This window comes from Akkermansia sp. (genome assembly GCF_020860705.1).
Taxonomy (GTDB): domain Bacteria; phylum Verrucomicrobiota; class Verrucomicrobiia; order Verrucomicrobiales; family Akkermansiaceae; genus Akkermansia.
The window spans coordinates 1-19,442 of the sequence record NZ_JAJBTT010000054.1 but is presented as its reverse complement, the minus strand read 5'-3'; the positions used below and the strand labels follow the sequence as shown (position 1 = coordinate 19,442).

16 protein-coding genes are annotated in these 19,442 nt (G+C 60.4%); all 16 read left to right on the top strand.

The window, feature by feature from the left end; translation table 11 throughout:
* The first annotated feature begins 2 nt into the window (after nt 1-2).
* The 16 genes from murF (at nt 3) to LIO64_RS12275 (ending at nt 19,306) form a co-directional block, all read left to right on the top strand.
* Entirely contained in the window at nt 3-1,376 is a 1,374-nt protein-coding gene (gene murF / locus LIO64_RS12350; protein ID WP_290549755.1) for a UDP-N-acetylmuramoyl-tripeptide--D-alanyl-D-alanine ligase, read from the top strand.
* 5 nt (nt 1,377-1,381) lie between these two features.
* On the top strand, nt 1,382-2,485 hold the full coding sequence (gene mraY, locus LIO64_RS12345; protein ID WP_290549754.1) for a phospho-N-acetylmuramoyl-pentapeptide-transferase: 1,104 nt from the start codon (nt 1,382-1,384) through the stop codon (nt 2,483-2,485).
* Between the two features lie 11 nt (nt 2,486-2,496).
* On the top strand, nt 2,497-3,807 hold the full coding sequence (murD, locus tag LIO64_RS12340) for a UDP-N-acetylmuramoyl-L-alanine--D-glutamate ligase (RefSeq protein WP_290549753.1): 1,311 nt from the start codon (nt 2,497-2,499) through the stop codon (nt 3,805-3,807).
* A gap of 21 nt (nt 3,808-3,828) precedes the next feature.
* Complete coding sequence (locus LIO64_RS12335) at nt 3,829-4,635, top strand: LysM peptidoglycan-binding domain-containing protein (RefSeq protein WP_290549752.1); 807 nt, start codon at nt 3,829-3,831, stop codon at nt 4,633-4,635.
* A 27-nt stretch (nt 4,636-4,662) separates the two neighbouring features.
* The gene (locus tag LIO64_RS12330) at nt 4,663-5,805 is read left to right on the top strand and encodes a putative peptidoglycan glycosyltransferase FtsW (RefSeq protein WP_290549751.1); all 1,143 of its coding nucleotides are present in this window, start codon (nt 4,663-4,665) and stop codon (nt 5,803-5,805) included.
* Nucleotides 5,802-6,926: an undecaprenyldiphospho-muramoylpentapeptide beta-N-acetylglucosaminyltransferase gene (gene murG / locus LIO64_RS12325; protein ID WP_290549750.1), complete on the top strand. Its 1,125-nt coding sequence runs from the start codon at nt 5,802-5,804 to the stop codon at nt 6,924-6,926. The genes LIO64_RS12330 and murG overlap by 4 nt, the downstream gene beginning before the upstream one ends.
* Nucleotides 6,919-9,216: a UDP-N-acetylmuramate--L-alanine ligase gene (murC, locus tag LIO64_RS12320; RefSeq protein WP_290549749.1), complete on the top strand. Its 2,298-nt coding sequence runs from the start codon at nt 6,919-6,921 to the stop codon at nt 9,214-9,216. The genes murG and murC overlap by 8 nt, the downstream gene beginning before the upstream one ends.
* 23 nt (nt 9,217-9,239) lie before the next feature.
* Entirely contained in the window at nt 9,240-10,175 is a 936-nt protein-coding gene (locus tag LIO64_RS12315) for a D-alanine--D-alanine ligase (protein ID WP_290549748.1), read from the top strand.
* Between the two features lie 47 nt (nt 10,176-10,222).
* Nucleotides 10,223-11,173, top strand: coding sequence for an FtsQ-type POTRA domain-containing protein (locus tag LIO64_RS12310; protein WP_290549747.1), 951 nt, complete (start codon nt 10,223-10,225; stop codon nt 11,171-11,173).
* Nucleotides 11,174-11,396: 223 nt separating this feature from the next.
* Nucleotides 11,397-12,437 carry a recombinase RecA gene (gene recA / locus LIO64_RS12305; RefSeq protein WP_290549746.1) on the top strand — a complete coding sequence of 347 codons (1,041 nt, stop codon included), beginning with the start codon at nt 11,397-11,399 and terminating at the stop codon, nt 12,435-12,437.
* A 187-nt stretch (nt 12,438-12,624) separates the two neighbouring features.
* The gene (locus LIO64_RS12300) at nt 12,625-13,611 is read left to right on the top strand and encodes an N-acetylmuramoyl-L-alanine amidase (protein WP_290549745.1); all 987 of its coding nucleotides are present in this window, start codon (nt 12,625-12,627) and stop codon (nt 13,609-13,611) included.
* 33 nt (nt 13,612-13,644) lie between these two features.
* Entirely contained in the window at nt 13,645-14,313 is a 669-nt protein-coding gene (gene lipB, locus LIO64_RS12295) for a lipoyl(octanoyl) transferase LipB (RefSeq protein WP_290549744.1), read from the top strand.
* A gap of 174 nt (nt 14,314-14,487) precedes the next feature.
* Nucleotides 14,488-15,900 (top strand): 3-isopropylmalate dehydratase large subunit, encoded by a 1,413-nt coding sequence (gene leuC / locus LIO64_RS12290; RefSeq protein ID WP_290549743.1) that lies wholly within the window; start codon nt 14,488-14,490, stop codon nt 15,898-15,900.
* 19 nt (nt 15,901-15,919) lie between these two features.
* Nucleotides 15,920-16,528: a 3-isopropylmalate dehydratase small subunit gene (leuD, locus tag LIO64_RS12285; protein WP_290549742.1), complete on the top strand. Its 609-nt coding sequence runs from the start codon at nt 15,920-15,922 to the stop codon at nt 16,526-16,528.
* Between the two features lie 40 nt (nt 16,529-16,568).
* Complete coding sequence (locus tag LIO64_RS12280; RefSeq protein WP_290549741.1) at nt 16,569-17,690, top strand: hypothetical protein; 1,122 nt, start codon at nt 16,569-16,571, stop codon at nt 17,688-17,690.
* Between the two features lie 44 nt (nt 17,691-17,734).
* Nucleotides 17,735-19,306 (top strand): trypsin-like peptidase domain-containing protein, encoded by a 1,572-nt coding sequence (locus LIO64_RS12275; RefSeq protein ID WP_290549740.1) that lies wholly within the window; start codon nt 17,735-17,737, stop codon nt 19,304-19,306.
* Nucleotides 19,307-19,442 lie beyond the last annotated feature (136 nt).

The following is a 19,442-nucleotide window of genomic DNA, read 5'->3' as shown; positions in this document are numbered from 1 at the left end:
TCATGACCTCCCTCACGGCACACGGCATCTGCAACGCCATCGGCGGAAAACTGGTCAGCGGCCCCTTTGACAGGGTCTCTTCCGGAGGCGTGTGCACGGACAGCCGCAAGCTGCCGCCCCATGCCGTTTTTTTCGCCCTGGGGGGAGAAAAATTTGACGGCAACCTGTTTGCCCCGGAGGCCTCCCGCACCGCAGCCATCGTCGTCGTCAGCCGCGTGGAACAGGGCATTGATCCCTCCTGCGCCGTCATCCTGGTGGAAGATACGTTGAAAGCCCTGCAAAAACTCGCCTCCTGGTGGCGCGCCGGGCTGACCCTCACTGCCGTCGGCCTGACTGGCTCCAACGGAAAAACCTCCACCAAGGACCTGACCGCCGCCGTCCTTTCCCAGGGATTCCGGACCATCGCCACGCAGGGCAACCTGAACAACCACATCGGCGTTCCCCTCAGCATTCTCCAGGCCTCTCCGGCAGATGAGGCGGCCGTGTGGGAAATGGGCATGAACCATCCGGGAGAACTGGCCCCCCTGTGTGAAATGGCGCGCCCGAAGATCGGCATCATTACCAGCATCGGCACGTCCCACATTGAATACCTGGGTTCCCGGGAAAACATCGCCCGGGAAAAATGCACGGTGGCCCGGTGCCTGCCGGAAAACGGCTTCATGATTTTCCCGGCGGACTGCGACTATGCGGACATGATCCGCCAGTCCACCCGCGCCTCCTGCATTGACTGCGGCATCGGCTCCGGCACTGTCCGGGCGGAAAACCTTGTCTCCACGGAAAAAGGGACGCGCTTCACCCTTTTCATCCCGGACTTCTGCCGGGAAGAGGTGGAACTTCCCGTCCACGGCCGCCACATGGTGGGCAATGCGCTGCTGGCCGCCGCGGCCGGATGGGTGGCAGGTCTTGCGAAGGAACAGATCATCTCCGGCCTCAACCAGGCCCGGATCACGGGCGGCAGGCTTCACTGCACCCGGATCAACGGCATGCTGGTAGTGGACGATACCTATAACGCCAATCCGGATTCCATGCAGGCCGCCCTGCGCACCGTCGCGGAACTCTCCTGCACGGGCAGGCGGTTTGCCGTGCTGGGCAGGATGGGGGAACTGGGCTCTTTTTCCGATGAAGGGCACGCCCTGGTGGGACGCACGGCGGAAAAGCTCCGCTTTGACTGCGTAATCAGCGTGGGAACGGATGCCGCGCGGATCACGGATGCCATCCCCCCCGGTTCGTCTACCAGGGCCATTCATCTGGATACCGCGGAGGACGCCGCCGCCTGGCTCCGCAGCCACACGTCCCCCGGAGACATCGTTCTCTTCAAGGGCAGCCGCCTTGCCCGCATGGAGCAAGTCATGAACCTCACCTTTCCGCCCCAGTAAACCGCATGCATTCCTTCATTGAACACCTCTGCCCCTCAGGGGCGCTTGCAGCTCCGGCAGGGAGAGCCCTGCTGGCCTGCCTCATTTCCTTCGTCCTGACCATGGCGTTCGCTCCGCGGGTGATCCGCGCGCTGATTTCCCTGAAAATCGGCCAGCCCATCAGGACGGCGGAGGAAGTGCACAAGCTGGCGGAACTCCACGGAGCCAAGGCGGGGACGCCCACCATGGGCGGCGTGCTGATCGTAGGATCCATGGTGATAGCCACCCTGCTGTGCGCCAGAATGAACAATCCCTTCATCATCGCCTGCCTGTTCGTCACGGTGGCGCTGGGCTTGCTGGGCTTCCGGGACGATTACCTGAAGGTGGCCAAGAAAACCTCCGACGGCATTTCCGCACGTAAAAAACTTCTCATCCAGTTCCTGGCCGGGCTGCTGGGCGTTACGTTCCTGTACCTGTATCCGGAAGGCAGCCCCCGCGTGGAGCTGCCTGACTACGTTTCCTCCCTGTTCATTCCATTCTACGGGCAGGTGAACCTGCCGTGGTACGTTTACATCCCCTTCGGCACCGTGGTGGTCATGTCCGCCTCCAATGCGGTGAACCTGACGGACGGCCTGGACGGCCTCGCTTCCGGTTGCTCCGTCACCACGGGCATCTCCTACGCCATCATTGCCGCCATCTGCGGCAACTGGCTGATGGCGGATTCCCTGGACGTTCCCTTCCATCCCGGAGCAGGTGAAATCAGCGTTTTCATGATGGCGCTCGTGGGGGCCTGCCTGGGCTTCCTGTGGCATAACTGCTATCCGGCCAAGGTCTTTATGGGGGATACGGGCTCCCTGGCCCTGGGCGGGGCGTTCGGCATGGCCGCCGTCTGTACGGCGCAGGAACTTCTTTTCATCATTATCGGGAGCGTCTTCGTCATGGAAGCCACATCCGTCGTCCTTCAGGTGGGCAGCTACAAACTGCGCCACGGCAAGCGTATTTTCGCCATGGCCCCCATTCACCACCATTTTGAACTCAAGGGATGGAAGGAAACCCAGGTGATTACCCGCTTCTGGATGATCAGCCTCCTGCTGGCGTTCCTGGGCCTTTTCCTGCTCACCACCGCCTGACGACTACGAACATGCAGCTCAACAACCTCAACATCGCCGTTCTGGGAGCGGGAAGAAGCGGACGCGCCGCGGCACGCCTCGCCATGAAGCATGGCGCCCGCGTGTGCGTGTTTGACACTTCCGCCTCCATCGGCGGCTGGCCGGAAGACATTCCCCTGTACGCCGGGGCCACGGAGGAGGACGGGCGCTCCTTCCGCGCGGACCTGGTGGTGATTTCCCCAGGCATTGAAACGGACAGCCCCTTCGTCAAATCCTTTGGCCGGAAAGGCGTGAAAACCATCGGGGAAATGGAGCTGGCCAGCCGCTTCTACCACGGCCGCATCATTGCCATCACCGGCACCAACGGAAAAACCACCACCACGTCCCTGGTGGAAAAAATCCTGCTGCGCGCGGGAAAAACGGCCATCGCCTGCGGCAATTACGGCACCCCGATGGCGGAAATCCTGCTCCGGGATTCCGTGCCGGAAGTACTGGCCCTGGAAGTCAGCTCCTTCCAGCTGGAAACCATCCGTGACTTCCATCCGGACGTAGCCGTATGGCTCAATTTTGCGCCGGACCACATGGACCGCTACAAGACCGTGGAGGATTACTACCAGGCCAAACTGCACATTTTCGACAACCAGACGGAAGAAGACCTGGCTGTCGTACGCGCCGGAGAACCGCTCCCGCAGCTGAAAGCTCCCGTCCGCACGTTCAGCTCGGAAGACCCGGCGGCAGACCTTTATTACTGGGAACCGCAGGTCATGGAGGGAAACGTTCCCCTGTTGAACCTGGCGGACACCACCCTGAGTCAGCGCCATAACGCGGAAAACGTCATGGCCGCCGTTCTGGCCTGCCGCCACCTGGGTATTCCCGCGGAAGTTGCCGCGGACGTATTGAAAGAGTTCACGCCGCCCGGACACCGCTGCGAGACTGTCCGCACGCTGGACGGCATACTGTGGCTGAACGACTCCAAGGCCACGAACCTGCACGCGCTGGAAGCGGCCCTGAAATCCCAGAATTCCCCGGTCATCCTCATTGCCGGAGGCAAGGACAAGGGGCTGGATTATGTGCCTCTGCAACCCATGCTGAAGGAAAAAGTACGCGCCTGCGTGGTCTTCGGCCAGATTACGGACCAGCTCTGGAATGCCTTCTCCCCCGCTGTTCCCACGGAAAAAGCCGCGGACGTAGCGGACTGCGTGGCAAAGGCCCGCTCCCTTGCCCGGGAGGGAGACACTGTCCTGTTCTCTCCCGGCACCTCCTCCTTTGACATGTTCACCGGCTACGTCCAGCGCGGGCAGGCCTTCCGGGACGCGGTGAACGCCCTCTCCCCCCTTTCCTGACAACCCACCAGAACGACCATCATGAAAACGACCAAAACCCCCGATCACAACCCGACCGGACGTACCCGTCCGAAACGTAAAATGGGCACTATCCTCCGTGCCAAGCTCAGCAGATACCGAGCGCGCGTCTCTGAATTTGAAGATGACGCGCCCAGCAGCACCGTCGTACGCTGGCTCGTCGTCCTGCTTCTTCTCCATCTTCTCGTCATCGGCGGGGTCTATATCCGCAGCACCTGGTTTAGGAATACGGTGGAACCCGTGGAAATGACAGGCACCCTGCCCGCTCCGCCCACCGTTCCCCAGACTCCGGCCCCTGCGGCAGCTCCCGCGGTGGTGCCCCAGGCGCCCCAGGCCGCACCTGTGGCTCCGGTCACCATCACCCAGCCGGAACAGGTCGTGGATGCCCGGCCGAACAGGCAGCCGGCTCCGGCCCCTGCCGCCCAGGAATACATTCCGGACGCCGCTCCGGTGGCAGGTCCTGCGCGCCACATCGTGCGCACGGGGGATACTTGGGAACGCGTTGCCCGTGACAACAGGGTAGCCGTCAATGACCTGAAAGCCGTCAATCCCAAGGTGCAGCGCCTTGTCAGCGGAAGCACGCTGGTCATCCCGGCGCGCCCCGGCGATACGCTTGTTCCGGAAAAAACCGCCGCAGTTGAAACGGAACTGGATGGCGTGCCGCATATCGTGAAAAAGGGGGAAACCCTTTCCGTCATCGCCCGCAAGTACAAGATGAACTGGCGTTCTCTCCAGAAATTCAACAAGATGAGCGACCGGGACGTAGCGCGCCTCAAGATCGGCCAAAAGATCATGATCCCCAAAAAGTAATTCCCCCCTGTCCCCGTCCCTGACGCCATGTCTTCCAAAGTCTGCATGATTCTGGTCTGGTTTTTCGTCATCTGCCTTCTGGTCGTAGGCCTGGTGATGGTATCCAGCACGGCGGCATGGGCGGAGGAAACCAAGCATCCGTATGAACCCCTCTTCAAGCAGACCGCCTTCGCCTGCGCGGGGCTGCTGGGGGCCCTGGTCCTCTCCCGGATAGACTACCGGATATGGAGGAAGTACGTCTGGTGGATCCTGGGAATCGCCTCCTTCCTGCTGGTGCTGTGCTACGTACCGGGCATCGGGAAGGAAATCAACGGGGAACGCCGCTGGATCACCATCGGCATGCAGTTCCAGCCCAGTGAATGCGCCAAGCTCTGCATGATGATGGCGCTGGCCCACTGGCTGGCCCTGTACCGGGACCGCACCACCTCCCTCTGGTGGGGGTTCGTGATGCCCGGCGTCATTTTCGGCATTCCACTGGCTCTGATTCTTTTTGAAAAAGACATGGGGACTTCCGTAGCACTGGCCTTGTCCGCGTTCTGCGTGATGTTCGTCGCCGGCACGCGCAAGATCTACCTGGGAGGCGCCATGGCGCTCGCCGGGGCGGCCCTTTACGTACTGGTGCAGAGCAACGCCAACCGCCTGGAACGCTTCCTGGCCTGGAAGGACCTGGACGCCCACCGCCTGGGCGCCGGACTTCAGCAGTACCGCGCCTCCATCGCCCTGTCCCGCGGGGGACTGGACGGAGTGGGCCTGGGCAACAGCGCGGAAAAGCACGGCACGCTCCCCTTTGCCCATACGGACTTCATCTTCGCACCCCTTGGAGAAGAATTCGGCTTTTACGGGACCATGTTCGTCCTGCTCTGTTATTTCCTGATGACGTACGCCGGCATCGGCGTGGCCATGCAGTGCCGGGACGCCTACGGGCGGTTCCTGGCCGTGGGGATTGTCGCCATCATCTTCTGCCCCGCCATCCTGAATATAGCCGTGGTGACCAACGCCGTGCCCAACTCCGGTCTGCCGCTGCCTTTCATCAGCTTCGGGGGCACCAACCTGGTATTCACGCTGGCCGCCCTGGGCATGCTCACCAGCATTCAGAGATTTTCCACCGGGGCACAGCCCAACTGTGAAATCACCCGCAAAGACGAACGTTCCATTGATGTAAGATTATGACTGACCCCTCTCCCACGCATCCCACCCTGAACATCGTGATTGCCTGCGGCGGCACGGGGGGGCACCTTTTCCCCGGCATAGCCGTGGCGCAGGAACTTAAAAAGCGCGGCCACAACGTCACCCTCCTGATTTCCCAGAAGAAGGTAGACGCCCAGGCCAGCAAGAATTACGGCGACCTCAACTTCCGCACCATTGAGGCCATTGCGATGCCCAAAATCCCGTCCATGTCCCTGCTGGGTTTCGGGCTCAGGCTCTATAAGGCCATCCGTTTCAGCCGCAGCCTTCTGGACGAGGTGAACGCGGACGTCGTCATCGGCATGGGAGGCTTCACCTCCTTCCCTCCCGTGTACGCCGCCCACCGCAAGGGCATCCGCACCTACGTGCACGATTCAAACGCACTGCCCGGAAAAGCCAACCGTATGACCGCCAAATGCTGCACGAACGTGCTGCTGGGTATTGAGGAGGCCAGGCATTACTTTAATTCTGCCAAATGCATCGTCACCGGCACTCCGGTACGCCAGGAAATGGTGGCCCGCAAGGACAGGAATGAATCCCGGGCGGAACTCAACCTGCCCGTGGACCGCCGCGTGACCCTGGTGATGGGAGGTTCCCAGGGGGCCAAGAACCTGAACTCCCTGGTCATTGAAGCGGCGCGGCAGTGCGCGGACCTGTGCGATTTTCTCATCATCACCGGTTCTGCGGACTTTGCGCGCGTCAGCCAGTTGACGGCGGACATGCCCCACGTGCACGTCATTGAATTCTGTTCCGCCATGGCGACCGCCTATGCGGCGGCGGATGTCGTCATTTCCCGTTCCGGGGCGTCCAGCCTGACGGAACTGGCCCACATGGGAAAAGCCGCCCTGCTGGTTCCCTATCCCTTTGCCGCTGACGACCACCAGGCGCACAACGCGCGCGTCTTTGCCGCTCACGGCGCGGCGCGGATGATGCGTGAAAACACCCTCACGCCGGATGATATCACAGCGTTCCTGAAGGAAGTTTTCAAGGATTCCTCCCTGCTGGCCTCCATGAATGAATGTGCTTTACGTCTGGATACGCCTGATGCAGTATCCCGCATCGCCAATGTCATTGAAAATACGGACCCTGCAACCAGCCATGATTGAAACCTTACGAAAACGTTTGATGGACAGGGAACACCCGGCACGCCTCCATCTCATCGGAGTGGCCGGGTCCGGCATGTCCGGCCTGGCTCTCATGCTGATGGAAATGGGGCACAGGGTGAGCGGCTGCGACCGGGTGACCAGCACGGAAACCGAACGGCTGCAAGGCCTGGGGCTGTCTTTCTCCTGCCCCCATTCCGCAGATGCCGTCTCCGACGCGGAAATCGTCATTTATTCCAGCGCCATCCGGGAGGACAATCCGGCCCTGTCCGCCGCGCGCAAGCTCAACATTCCCTGCATGCGCCGCGCGGAATGCCTGGCGGCCATCCTGAACGGGAAGAAGGGCGTCGTGGTCTCCGGCACGCACGGCAAAACCACCACCTCAGCCCTCTGCGCCCACCTGATGAGGGAAGGCCGCATGCGCCCGTGCCACTATGTGGGGGCGGAAATTCCCGTGCTGGGCACCAACGCCCACTGGAATGAGGACAGCGAATACCTGGTGGCGGAAGGGGACGAGAGCGACGGCACGCTGGTGAACTACATCCCGGAACACAGCATCGTCCTCAACATAGAGCCGGAACATCTGGACCATTACAAGGATCTGGATGAAATCAAAGCCGTATTTCACCAACTATGCTCCCAGACGCGGGGCAAAATCATTTACTGCCGTGCCCATCCCGGGGCGGCGGACGTATGCGCCGGATTCCCCAATTCCGTTTCCTACGGCTGGTCTGATGCGGACTATACCGCCACGGACGTGGTGGAACGCCGCGGCCGCACCCTGTTCACCGTCCTGAAGGGGGCAGAAGAACTGGGCCGCGTGGAGCTGGGCATTCCCGGCCGCCACAACGTGCTGAATTCCCTGGCGGCCATTGCGCTGGTCACGGAACTGGGCGTGGACTTCCCGGCGGTGACGCGCGGCCTGGCCTCCTTTGCCGGAGCCAAGCGCCGCTTTGAGACCAAATACCTTTCCCCCTCCATCCGGATCGTGGACGACTACGGCCACCATCCCACGGAAATAGCCGCCACCCTCCAGACCGCCCGCTCCCTCCAGCCGAACCGCCTGGTGGTTTACTTCCAGCCGCACCGCTACACGCGTACCCAGATGCTGGCGGACGACTTCGGGAAGGTGCTGCAGGCGGCGGATCTCGTCTTTGTGGCGGACGTTTATCCCGCCAGCGAGCTGCCCATTGAAGGAGTGAGCGGCCAGACCATCATTGACGCCATGCGCAAGCACGGCCCGGTGGAAACGCACTACCTTCCCCATCTGGATACCGCCCACCACACCATTGGCAACGCCCTGAACCCCGGAGACCTGTTCCTGACGCTGGGAGCCGGAAACGTTCACGAATGCGGCATGCGCATTGCGCGCGACCTGGCCCTTCTGGAGGATCTGGAACGCACCGCAGGGGAATCCCTGGAAGGCAGGCTGTACGAACCCATGTCCCGCCACACCACCATGGGAGTGGGCGGCTGCGCCCAATACTGGCTGGAACCTACCTCCTTCTCCGCCATGCAGACGGCCGTCAACTATTGCCGGGACAGGAACATTCCCGTGCATGTCATTGGCCGCGGCTCCAATATCATCGTCAGGGACGGCGGCCTGCGGGGCGCCGTCATCCATCCCTCCGGCGGGGAATTCGACGTGCTGGAAATTCAGGGAACCCGCCTTTCCGCCGGGGCGGGCGTACGGCTGAAAAAGCTGGTCTCCGCCGCTGTTCAGAACGGCCTGGGCGGCCTGGAATGGATGGACGGCATTCCCGGCAACGTGGGGGGGAGCCTCCGCATGAACGCCGGAGCCATGGGCATGGACATGATTAAAAACCTCGTCTCCGTAGTGTGTCTGGATGAAGACGGAGAAATCCGCAGCCACACGAAGGAGGAATTGAACGTCCAGTACCGCTCCATTCCGGACCTGGCCCACAACTTTGTTCTTCAGGCCGTGTTTGAAGCGCAGGCCGCCTCTCCGGAGGAAATGGAACAGCGCCTGGAAGAAGCGCGCGCCAAGCGCAAGCTTTCCCAGCCCGTCGGGGCCAGTGCAGGATGCATCTTCAAAAACCCGGAAGAAATCCCGGCAGGAAAACTCATTGACGAACTGGGCCTGAAAAACGCCTGCGTGGGGGATGCCTGCGTGTCTGACGTGCACGCCAATTTCATCATCAACCGCGGCCATGCCAGGGCGCGTGACATCACCATCCTGATTGACATGATCCGCAAGGAAGCCATGGAAAACCGCGGCATCGACCTGAAATCGGAAGCCCAGGTCATCGGAGACCGGGAACCTCAATTTTAACCCATTCATTATTTTATTTCATCATGAGCACCCTCAAGCGCGACCTCAAGATCGCCCTTCTACTAGGCGGCCCCGGAGCGGAACGGGAAGTTTCCCTCGTCTCCGGCAAATCCGTTTACGACGCCCTGTGCCAGGCCGGATTCACCAACGTAACGCAGGTGGACGTGCAAGGCCCGGATTTCCGGCTGCCGGAAGGCACGGAACTGGTCTACAACATCATTCACGGCACCTTTGGAGAAGACGGCACCCTCCAGGCCATGCTGGAAGAACGCGGCATTCCATACACGGGCGCCGGCTCCCGCTCCAGCGCCGTTTGCTTTGACAAGTCCAAATCCAAGAACGTGTTTCTGGAAGCGGGAGTACCTACTCCCCGCGCGGAAATTCTGGACTGCTCCAACGGCATCGTCATGCCTTCCCTTCCCCTGCCCTTCGTCATCAAGCCTCCCTGCGAAGGCTCCAGCGTGGGCGTCCACATCGTCCACAGGCAGGAAGACGTGCTCCCCGCCATGGAGGAAGCCGTCACCCACGGCTCCACCGTGCTGGTGGAGGAATTTGTCCAGGGCCGGGAACTTACGGTGGGCATTCTGGACGGAGAAGCCCTCCCCGTCATCCACATCTGCCCCCGCTCCGGGTTCTATGACCTGAGCAACAAGTACCCGTGGATGAACATGGGCGGCGGCACGGACTACATCTGCCCGGCGGACCTTCCGGAAGAAACCGCCAGGAAAGTGCAGGAGGCCGCCCTGAAGGCCTACCGCGCCGCAGGCGTGGAAGTGTACGGCCGGGTGGACGTTCTGCTGCGTGAGAAAGACGGCGCTCCCTTTGTACTGGAAATCAACACCATCCCCGGCATGACCCCTTCCAGCCTGCTTCCCAAGGCCGCAGCCGCCGTTGGCTGGTCCTACGAGGCTCTTTGCGAAAAAATAGCGGAATTATCGCTAGCCACCCCCCGGAAATAGCGTAATATCTGACAGAGGGCGGGGAGTCGCCCATTCCACACCCCCCGATGTCGCACAAAGCCACAACGCCAGTCCCCCGCTCCGCCAAAAGGCCGGAAATGCTCCTGCTGGAACGGGAGGCCAGAAAAGAAACTATTGAGCGCAAGGGCAGGAACTACCGTTTCTGGCTCTTCCGGCGCAAGCTGTACCACATCGTCACCGTTTACACGCTCATCTTCGGTCTCATCGGAGCCATCGTTTTTCTCTGGAAGGATTACATCCTCAAGTACGACTGGCTCTCCATCGATACCGTCACGCTGAAAAGCAACGGCATCTTCAATTCGGAGCAGGCCTTCTCCGTCATGGGCATAGGTCCCGGGGACAACATCTTTTCCATGGACGCCGCAGAGCTGGAACAGCGCCTGCAGAAATGCCCCGCCATCCGCCGGGCGTCCGTCAAACGCCAGATCTCCTCCAACCCCACGCTTCTGGTGGACATTGACGCGCGCATCCCCGTGGCATGGATTGACTGCCCGGAACTGGGCATCCATCCGGGAGACGCCAGATACGGCATTCTGGCGGACAAGGAAGGCGTCATCTTTCCATGCATGGAGCAGGTCCACATGCCCTACATCCAGGGGAAGCACATGCCCTCCGTCACTCTCAGGCCGCCCAGTTCCGGACAGCTCAGCTACGGAATCAGCATCCGGGAGCTGGAAGCGCCCATGCAGCTGATTGAACTGCTGTCCGGCACCGTGACGGAATTCCTGCCAAGCATCGTTTCCATCACCACGCCCAACGACTGGTCCTTCTGCGTGCGCTTCTCCAATGACTGCCAGGCCACTTTCAGCCATTACGGCCTGGAACACCAGGTGGAAAAACTGTCCCTGGCTCTTCAGCACGCCCGCCAGACGCACCGCAAAATCAGCGCCATCAACCTGATTCCGGAGCATAATATCCCCGTCCTTTTTGACGAATCCTATGAAGACATTCCCCTGGCGGAACCGATTGAGGAATGACCTGGCCCCGGTTCCCCCTCGCAGAATCCATTCTTCCCCCATGCGTGGCCCGCGCTCACGGCAATTCTCTCCATTTTTCCTCAATTCCCCCAGCTAAAACGCCCGGTTTTCACAGGATTTCCCCCATGTCAGAATTCTGCTCTTTTTCAAGGAGAAATGAGGACCGGAAGACCTACTGAACACTTGCCATTAACGCCGCGTCAGCTATACTTTTCACGATATTATGAGTAACGAAACACCTTTATCCCCCGAAGCGGAAAAACTGGCTGCGGCCCGCAAGCGCAACCTTGACCTGGCCCTCTCCCAGATCCAGAAAGACTTCGGAGAAAACGCCATCATGCGCCTTGGCGACAACGTCAAGATGGAAGTGGACGTCATCCCCACCGGCAACCTTCTTATTGACCGCGCTCTGGGCGTGGGCGGCTTCGCCCGCGGCCGCGTCGTGGAAATCTACGGACCGGAATCTTCCGGCAAAACCACGCTGACCCTGACGGCCATCGCCCAGGCGCAGAAATCCGGCGGACTGGCCGCGTTCATTGACGTGGAGCATGCGCTGGATCCCCAGTACGCGGCCCGTCTGGGCGTCAATCTGGACGACCTGCTGGTCTCCCAGCCGAGTTCCGGTGAAGAAGCACTCCAAATCTGCGAAGCCCTGGTGCGCTCCAACTCCATTGACGTCATCGTCGTGGACTCCGTAGCCGCCCTGGTCACCAAGCAGGAACTGGAAGGCGAAATCGGGGACTCCACGGTGGGCGCCCAGGCACGCCTGATGTCCGCCGCCCTCCGCAAGCTTACCAGCTTCATTTCCAAGGCCCGCACCGTCTGCATCTTCACCAACCAGATCCGTGAAAAGATCGGCGTCATGTTCGGCAACCCGGAAACCACGCCCGGCGGCCGCGCCCTGAAATTCTACGCCTCCGTACGCGTGGACATCCGCCGCATCGGCCAGATCAAGGCCAGCGACGGTTCCGTAGCCGGAAACCGCACCAAGATCAAGGTGGTCAAGAACAAGGTAGCCCCTCCTTTCACGGAATGCGAATTCGACATCATGTACAATGAAGGCATCTCCTCCGTAGGCAGCCTGCTGGATCTGGCGATGGAATACGACATCATCCAGAAGCGCGGTTCCTGGATCAGCTACAACGGCAGCCAGATTGCCCAGGGCAGGGATGCCGCGAAGGAAGCCCTCAAATCCAATCCGGACCTGTACGCGGAAATCGAGGAACAGGTCAAGGCCAAGATGGACGAAAAGGCGGCCAAATAATCCGTCGCTTTTTCTTCTCCCGCTTATCAAAGGCGGCTCCCCCTTCCGGGAGCCGCCTTTACGCTTTCCGGAGGCGGACGCAAAAGAATCTTTCACGGAAACTTTTCTCTTGTGCGTCATGAAAAATCCGCTAGTCTGGACGCGATATCGTCCTATGTATCCGACCTCTCGCACATCATTTGCAGCCATGCTTGGCGTTTTGGGCATGTTTCTGCTGACGCTGTCCACGGCCTTCGGATGGAACCCGGAAACCATCAATGGAGTGCAGTACATCCCGATGTCTGAAGTGCGCACTCATTACAAACTGACCCGGGAACGGACGGAAGGACGGCAGAAAGTCTACGAAGTGCCGGAAAAGATCCAGATACGCATGCAGGCGCACAGCCAGGACATGTTCATGAACAACATGAAGTTCGTGCTTTCCTATCCCGTGGCGGACCATCCGTCCAAGGGGCTGATGGTCTCCAACATGGACCTGCATAAAATCATTGACCCGGTCCTGCGCCCCACTTACATCGCCAACCGCCGCAGCTTCAACACGGTAGTCATTGATCCCGGCCACGGCGGCCATGACAGCGGCACACGCAACCGCATCAGCAGGGAGGCGGATATCAATCTCTCCGTTGCCAGAAAACTGCGGGACCGCCTCAAGGGCATGGGCTACCAGGTGGTGATGACCCGTGACACGGACAACTTCATTACCCTTCAGGACCGTGTGCGCATCGCCAACAGGCACGACAACGCTATCTTCATCAGCATTCACTTCAATGACGGCGGTCCCTCCGCCCGCGGGGTGGAAACCTTCACGCTGGCTCCTGCGGGCACTTCCTCCTCCATGTCCCGCAACATCCGCCAGGACGCCCTGCAGGGCAACTCCCAGGACAGCATGAACATCGCCCTCGCTACGGCCGTGCAGGGGCACATGCTGAAAGGGCCGCTCGCCATCAAGGAGGGCATCTCCATGGTAGACCGCGGCATCAAGCGCGCGCGCTATTCCGTGCTGTGCACCATCAAGCACCCGGCCATTCTGGTGGAAGGGGGCTTCATGTCCAATCCCCAGGAAGCCCTGCTCATCTCCACGGAGCGTTATCAGAACTTCATGGCCTCCTCCCTGGCCGCCGCCGTGCGCCAGTACCGCACGGCCCTGGGCCAGCAGGTGCGCAGAACGCGCTAAGCCCCGCACCGCAAGGGGGCGCCTTTCCGCAGCATGAACATCATCCGCATTCCCGGTCTGGCAGACTATCAGGAAACCCTGGAACTCCAGGAACAGCTGGTCCGGGCCCATCAGGAAGACCCGGAACGGGAAAATGAACTGCTCCTGCTGGAACATGCCGGGGTCTATACCATCGGGCGCACGCGGGACCACGCCAGCCTGCACCCCGGTTCCCGGCTCCCTTTCCCGGTTCATGAAATCAACCGCGGCGGCCAGGCTACCTACCACGGTCCCGGCCAGCTGGTAGGGTACCCCATCACGGACTTGAACCGCTGCGGCAGGGATCTGCACCATTACGTCACCGCTCTGGAAAACACCTTGATTGAAGCGTGCGCCCGGTTCGGCGTGCACGCCCGCATCAGGGAAGGACTGGTGGGTGTGTGGGTGGAAGACCGCAAAATAGCCTCCATCGGCGTCGGGGTGAAAAAATGGATCGCCATGCACGGCTTCGCCTTCAACGTGACTCCTGAATCCCTGCCCCCCTTCCAGGCCATCACTCCCTGTGGCATCCAGGGCGTGCAGATGACCTGCCTGGCACATGAAATGCCCCCTTCCCTGCCGAAAGACGACTTGTTGAACCGTTTCGGAGACGTTTTTGCGGAACTGTGGAAGAAAAAATTCCACCGGAATTCCAAGGCCGCAGATCAGGGCGGCAGCCATTAAAAAAACTCCTTTCCTTGAAGACGGAAATGCGCCAAAGGCTGGGAAACGGCCAATTCAGACCATGAATGCGGAGGAAATGTTCAAAAAAACACCTCCTGTAAGACACAGACCGTGTCAGCAATACGTCCTTGCATCTTGACGCGGTTCCCGAACGGACGGATGCTTATGCCAGCTATGGGAAAAACACTTTTCCAAAAAATCTGGGACGCTCATTCCGTCGGCATCCTGCCGGACGGAAGAACGCAAATGTTCATCGCTACACATCTGCTGCATGAAGTCACCTCTCCGCAGGCCTTCGGAATGGTCCGGGATCTGGGCCTAACCGTGCGCCACCCGGAACGCACCTTTGCCACTGTAGACCACATCATCCCCACGGACAACCAGGCGGAACCGTTCGCGGACGCCACGGCTGACGCCATGATTAAGGAACTGCGCCGGAACTGTGCGGAAAACGGCATCCGTTTCTTTGACCTTCCCACCGGTCTCCAGGGCATCGTCCACATGGTAGGCCCGGAACTCGGCATCACCCAGCCGGGCATGACCATCGTGTGCGGGGACTCCCACACGGCCACCCACGGCGCCTTCGGCTCCATTGCCATGGGCATCGGCACCACGCAGGTGCGCGACGTGCTGGCTACGCAGACCATGGCCCTCAGCCCGCTCAAGGTGCGTCGCATCAACGTGAACGGAAAACTGGCCCCCGGCGTGCGCGCCAAAGACGTGGCCCTGCACATCATCGGCCTTCTGGGCGCCAAGGGCGGCCTGGGCTTTGCCTATGAATACGGCGGCGACGTGATTGACGCCATGAGCATGGACGAACGCATGACTATTTGCAACATGTCCATTGAAGGCGCAGCGCGTTGCGGCTACGTGAATCCGGACCGGACCACGGTGGAATACCTCAAGGGCCGCCTGTTCGCCCCCACCGGCGCGGACTGGGACAAGGCCGTGGAACGCTGGCTGAGCTTCGCTTCCGATGCGGATGCAGAATACGACGAGATCGTGGAGATTGACGGAGCCGCTATTGAACCGACCGTAACGTGGGGAATTTCCCCGGACCAGAATACGGGCATCAGCGGAAGCACGCCCAACCCCGCCGCCGCCAGGAACGACGACGAACGGAAGATGATCAATGAAGCGCTGGAATACATGAAATTCCCGGCGGAGATGCCCCTCAAGGGGTTGCCCGTGCAGGTGTGCTTCGTAGGCTCCTGCACCAATGGCCGCATCTCGGACTTCCGGGAAGTAGCGGCCCTCATCAAGGGGCGCCATGTAGCCCCCGGAATCCGGGCGCTGGCCGTTCCCGGCTCCCAGATGACTGCCAGGCAGTGCGAAGAAGAAGGCATTGCGGACATCTTCCGTGAAGCCGGCTTTGAATGGCGCCTGGCAGGCTGCTCCATGTGCCTGGCCATGAACCCGGACAAACTCCAGGGAGACCAGCTCTGTGCCAGTTCCTCCAACCGGAACTTCAAGGGACGCCAGGGAAGCCCCACGGGGCGCACCCTGCTGATGAGCCCCGCCATGGTGGCCGCCGCTGCCCTGACAGGGAAAGTCTCCGACGCCCGCGAAGTTTTTTCCTTTAATTAATTTCCCACCTTTTTCCTGTATGTCTCTGACTAAATTTACCTCTATCACCGGCACCTGCGTTCCCGTTCCCGGGCCGGACATGGATACGGACCGCATTATTCCTTCCCGCTTCCTCAAATGCATAACGTTTGACGAGCTGGCAGGGGTCATGTTCTGGGACGAGCGTTTTGATGAAAACGGCCAGTCCAAATCCCATCCGGTGGATGATCCCCGTTTCAAGGGCGCTTCCATCATTCTGGGAGGCTCCAACTTCGGCTGCGGTTCCTCCCGTGAACACGCGCCGCAGACCATCAGGCGTTCCGGCGTCAAGGCCGTCATCGCGGAATCCTTTGCGGAAATCTTTTTTGGCAACAGCACCGGCATCGGACTGCCATGCGTGTGCGCCTCCGCCGCGGATATTGCCTCCCTGGCTCGATACATCTCCGATCATCCGGAAACGGAAGTGACGATCGACCTCCGGAACATGACCGTCTCCTGGAAGGAAGGCTCCTTCCCCATCCAGATGCCGGCGGAAGCCAGGGAAGCCCTGATCCAGGGCCGCTGGGATTCCATTGCGGAACTGCTGGTCAACATGGATGCCGTGGAAAAGAAAAACGCGGAGCTGCCCCAGGTAACAGCCGCCTGCTGATTCAGCATTGCTTCATCTCCCCCTACCCCCTCCTCCCCATATGATATTTAGAATTACAGATTATGTCCACTACGGCACCCTGGACAACCGTGAACGCGGCACTATCCGGCTTACGCTTCAGCTCATGGGGATGTCCCATCCGGTGAACATCACCTTGCAGGGAGACTGCCTGCAGGACCTGGCCGGGTGCATGGTTGACTTTAAAAATCCCTCCCCCCAGTTGCTTCCTGCGGAACTTACCCAGCTGCCGGAAAATATCCAGGGCGTGGCGGGGGACATGACGGCCAGCCGCCGCATGCCCGTCAAGGGGAAGAAAACCATGGAAAACGCCCTGTACCTGGAATGGTTTACCAGCCATCACGACATGGTGCTGCTGGAAAGCACGGCCTTTTCCATCAAGGTGTCCCTGCCTGAGTGGATCATGGATTCCTGCGAGGAACAGGTGCAGATCATGGCGAGCCAGCAGATGCTGCGCACCCATGTGAAGGAATGGTCCAGGGCCTACTCCAACAACCAGGAGGACGGCAACCTTCCCGACCACCACTGGGACAAGCGCCTCCGGGAGGCGGAAGCCATCGCCATCGCCTATCAGGAGGTGTTCCAGAAATACAGGCTGAACCCCACCGGAGACATCCGGCTGGCCTTTGTGATGGGCTGGGACGACGTGCTGGACAACATCGCCCAGTCGGAAGAGACGGGTACTCCGTGTTCCTGCAAAAGCACCGGCATGCTCAGCCTGTTTGACATCCTGAACGAGCAGGAGGCCCAGGAAGTGCAGTCCTGCATGTTCCATCCGCTTTTCCAGCAGGTCATGGAACTGACGGACCTGTGCCAGCGCCAGTTCAGCAGGGAAATCAGTAAGGCCCAGAGAAACCGGACGGAACCGCCCGAACCCCTGAGCCAGATCTTTTACTGCATCCGCTACATCACCCCCCGCATTCTTTCCTGCCTCCTGCAGGAAAAGGAAAACGATGCGGACTACTGCACCATGGCCGCCCGCATGACCCTGTGCGTGGAACAGACGCGCCAGACCGTAGCCGCCCTGGAAAACTGCGGAAACCAGGTGGACGGCAACGTGACGGAACGCTTCTCCTCCCTGCTGGAGGAAGTCAATTCCTTCCAGGAAAGCCTGGCAACCCAGAGCCGAAAGAGCAACTTGTAACCTCCCTTTCTTTTGATAACATTATCCTTTCACCACTGACCACCATGCATTTCCATACCTGCCTCCAAGGGCTGTGTGCAGTCCTGGCCGCCGCGGCGCTTTCCCATGCGGATGAACCGGCCGTTTCCCTCTCAGACTTCGGTGTGGACAAGGTTATGTCCGGTCCCGCCGTTTCCATCAATGACCAGTACAAGGGAGTCGTGAAAATTGAAGTGGACTCCCTGACTCCGGACTACGCCACTCCGTGGGATACAGGCCGCTACCAGGGCGGCATCGGCACCGGCTTCCTGATCGGGGAAAACGCCTTCATGACGAATGCCCACGTAGTCAGCAACGCGGAACGCATTTACATCTCCATGTACGGGGATTCCCGCAAGATTCCCGCCAAGGTCAAATTCATTGCCCATGACGCGGACCTGGCCCTGCTGGAGGCGGAAGACCCCACGCCCTTCAAGGACATCAGGCCTTTTGAATTCAGCAAGAGCCTGCCCCATCTGGAAGATGAGGTGAGGGTGATCGGCTATCCCATCGGCGGCAACAGGCTCTCCGTCACGCGCGGCGTGGTCTCCCGCATTGACTTCACCACGTACGCCCATCCGCGCAACACGGAACACCTGACCATCCAGGTGGACGCCGCCATCAATCCGGGCAACAGCGGAGGCCCCGCCCTGATGGGGGATAAAGTCATCGGCGTGGCCTTCCAGGGGCTGAACAACGCCAACAACACGGGCTACGTGATTCCCACCCCCGTCATCCGCCATTTTCTGGAAGACATCAAGGACGGCGTCTATGACGGCTACGTGGACATGGGCATCCAGGCGGCGCCCATCCTGAACCCTGCCATGCGCAAGGCGTTCGGACTGCCGGACGACGAAAAAGGGGTGCTGATCGGCAAGGTGCTCAAGGGCACCTCCGCAGACAGCGTGCTCCGCAACGGAGACCTGCTGATGAAGGTGGACGGCTACGACGTGGACAGCTCCGCCATGATCGAGCTGGACGGCCAGAAAATCAGCATGAAAGAGCTCATTGAACGTTGTTTCAAGGATGACCGGCTCCCGCTGGACATCATCCGCAACGGGAAGCCCATGAAAGTGGAGATGGTGATGAAACCCTCCCTCTCCAAGGACCTGCTGATGGCGGAATACGATAAAATGCCCCGCTACGTCGTCTTTGGCGGCCTGGTATTCCAGCCCATCCAGCGCAACGTGCTGGCGGCGGCGGACATCTCCATGCTGGACGTCGCCCTGGACATCCGGGATTACCAGGAAGACGGCGGCTGCGTGGACCATGAAGACATGGTGATCATCACCAAGGTGCTGGACGACGAAGTGAACGCGCGCCTGTCCGGCTCCATCTCCAACGCCATCGTGGAAAAAATCAACGGCGTGAAGGTCAAGGGCCTCACCCACGCCTACGAACTGCTTTACCCGAAAAACATGCCGGAATACGTAGTCATTGAATTGAAAAACGGGGAACGCCCCCTGGTCTTTGAAGGCAAGGCCATGGAGGCGGCCAACAAGCGCATCTCCAAAACCTACAATATTCCGAAAAACGCCCGTCTTGACAGCGCCATTCCCGGCCGCCAGCCCGACCGGAACACCACTCCCGCCCATTAACCGCCATGAAAATCCTTTCTCTTCTCGCCCTCGGTTCCCTGATTCTCCTCGGCGGCTGCCAGCCGCGCGAAAACGGGAGCACGGCTCCCGCCCCCGCACCCCACCGGGGCGGTATACACAAGTCCCCCCCCCCGAC

What these genes read in the sequence shown, in the direction of transcription:
- murF (WP_290549755.1), top strand. Translation starts at nt 3, where the DNA reads ATGACCTCCCTCACGGCACACGGCATCTGCAACGCCATCGGCGGAAAA.
- mraY (WP_290549754.1), top strand. Translation starts at nt 1,382, where the DNA reads ATGCATTCCTTCATTGAACACCTCTGCCCCTCAGGGGCGCTTGCAGCT.
- murD (WP_290549753.1), top strand. Translation starts at nt 2,497, where the DNA reads ATGCAGCTCAACAACCTCAACATCGCCGTTCTGGGAGCGGGAAGAAGC.
- LIO64_RS12335 (WP_290549752.1), top strand. Translation starts at nt 3,829, where the DNA reads ATGAAAACGACCAAAACCCCCGATCACAACCCGACCGGACGTACCCGT.
- LIO64_RS12330 (WP_290549751.1), top strand. Translation starts at nt 4,663, where the DNA reads ATGTCTTCCAAAGTCTGCATGATTCTGGTCTGGTTTTTCGTCATCTGC.
- murG (WP_290549750.1), top strand. Translation starts at nt 5,802, where the DNA reads ATGACTGACCCCTCTCCCACGCATCCCACCCTGAACATCGTGATTGCC.
- murC (WP_290549749.1), top strand. Translation starts at nt 6,919, where the DNA reads ATGATTGAAACCTTACGAAAACGTTTGATGGACAGGGAACACCCGGCA.
- LIO64_RS12315 (WP_290549748.1), top strand. Translation starts at nt 9,240, where the DNA reads ATGAGCACCCTCAAGCGCGACCTCAAGATCGCCCTTCTACTAGGCGGC.
- LIO64_RS12310 (WP_290549747.1), top strand. Translation starts at nt 10,223, where the DNA reads ATGTCGCACAAAGCCACAACGCCAGTCCCCCGCTCCGCCAAAAGGCCG.
- recA (WP_290549746.1), top strand. Translation starts at nt 11,397, where the DNA reads ATGAGTAACGAAACACCTTTATCCCCCGAAGCGGAAAAACTGGCTGCG.
- LIO64_RS12300 (WP_290549745.1), top strand. Translation starts at nt 12,625, where the DNA reads ATGCTTGGCGTTTTGGGCATGTTTCTGCTGACGCTGTCCACGGCCTTC.
- lipB (WP_290549744.1), top strand. Translation starts at nt 13,645, where the DNA reads ATGAACATCATCCGCATTCCCGGTCTGGCAGACTATCAGGAAACCCTG.
- leuC (WP_290549743.1), top strand. Translation starts at nt 14,488, where the DNA reads ATGGGAAAAACACTTTTCCAAAAAATCTGGGACGCTCATTCCGTCGGC.
- leuD (WP_290549742.1), top strand. Translation starts at nt 15,920, where the DNA reads ATGTCTCTGACTAAATTTACCTCTATCACCGGCACCTGCGTTCCCGTT.
- LIO64_RS12280 (WP_290549741.1), top strand. Translation starts at nt 16,569, where the DNA reads ATGATATTTAGAATTACAGATTATGTCCACTACGGCACCCTGGACAAC.
- LIO64_RS12275 (WP_290549740.1), top strand. Translation starts at nt 17,735, where the DNA reads ATGCATTTCCATACCTGCCTCCAAGGGCTGTGTGCAGTCCTGGCCGCC.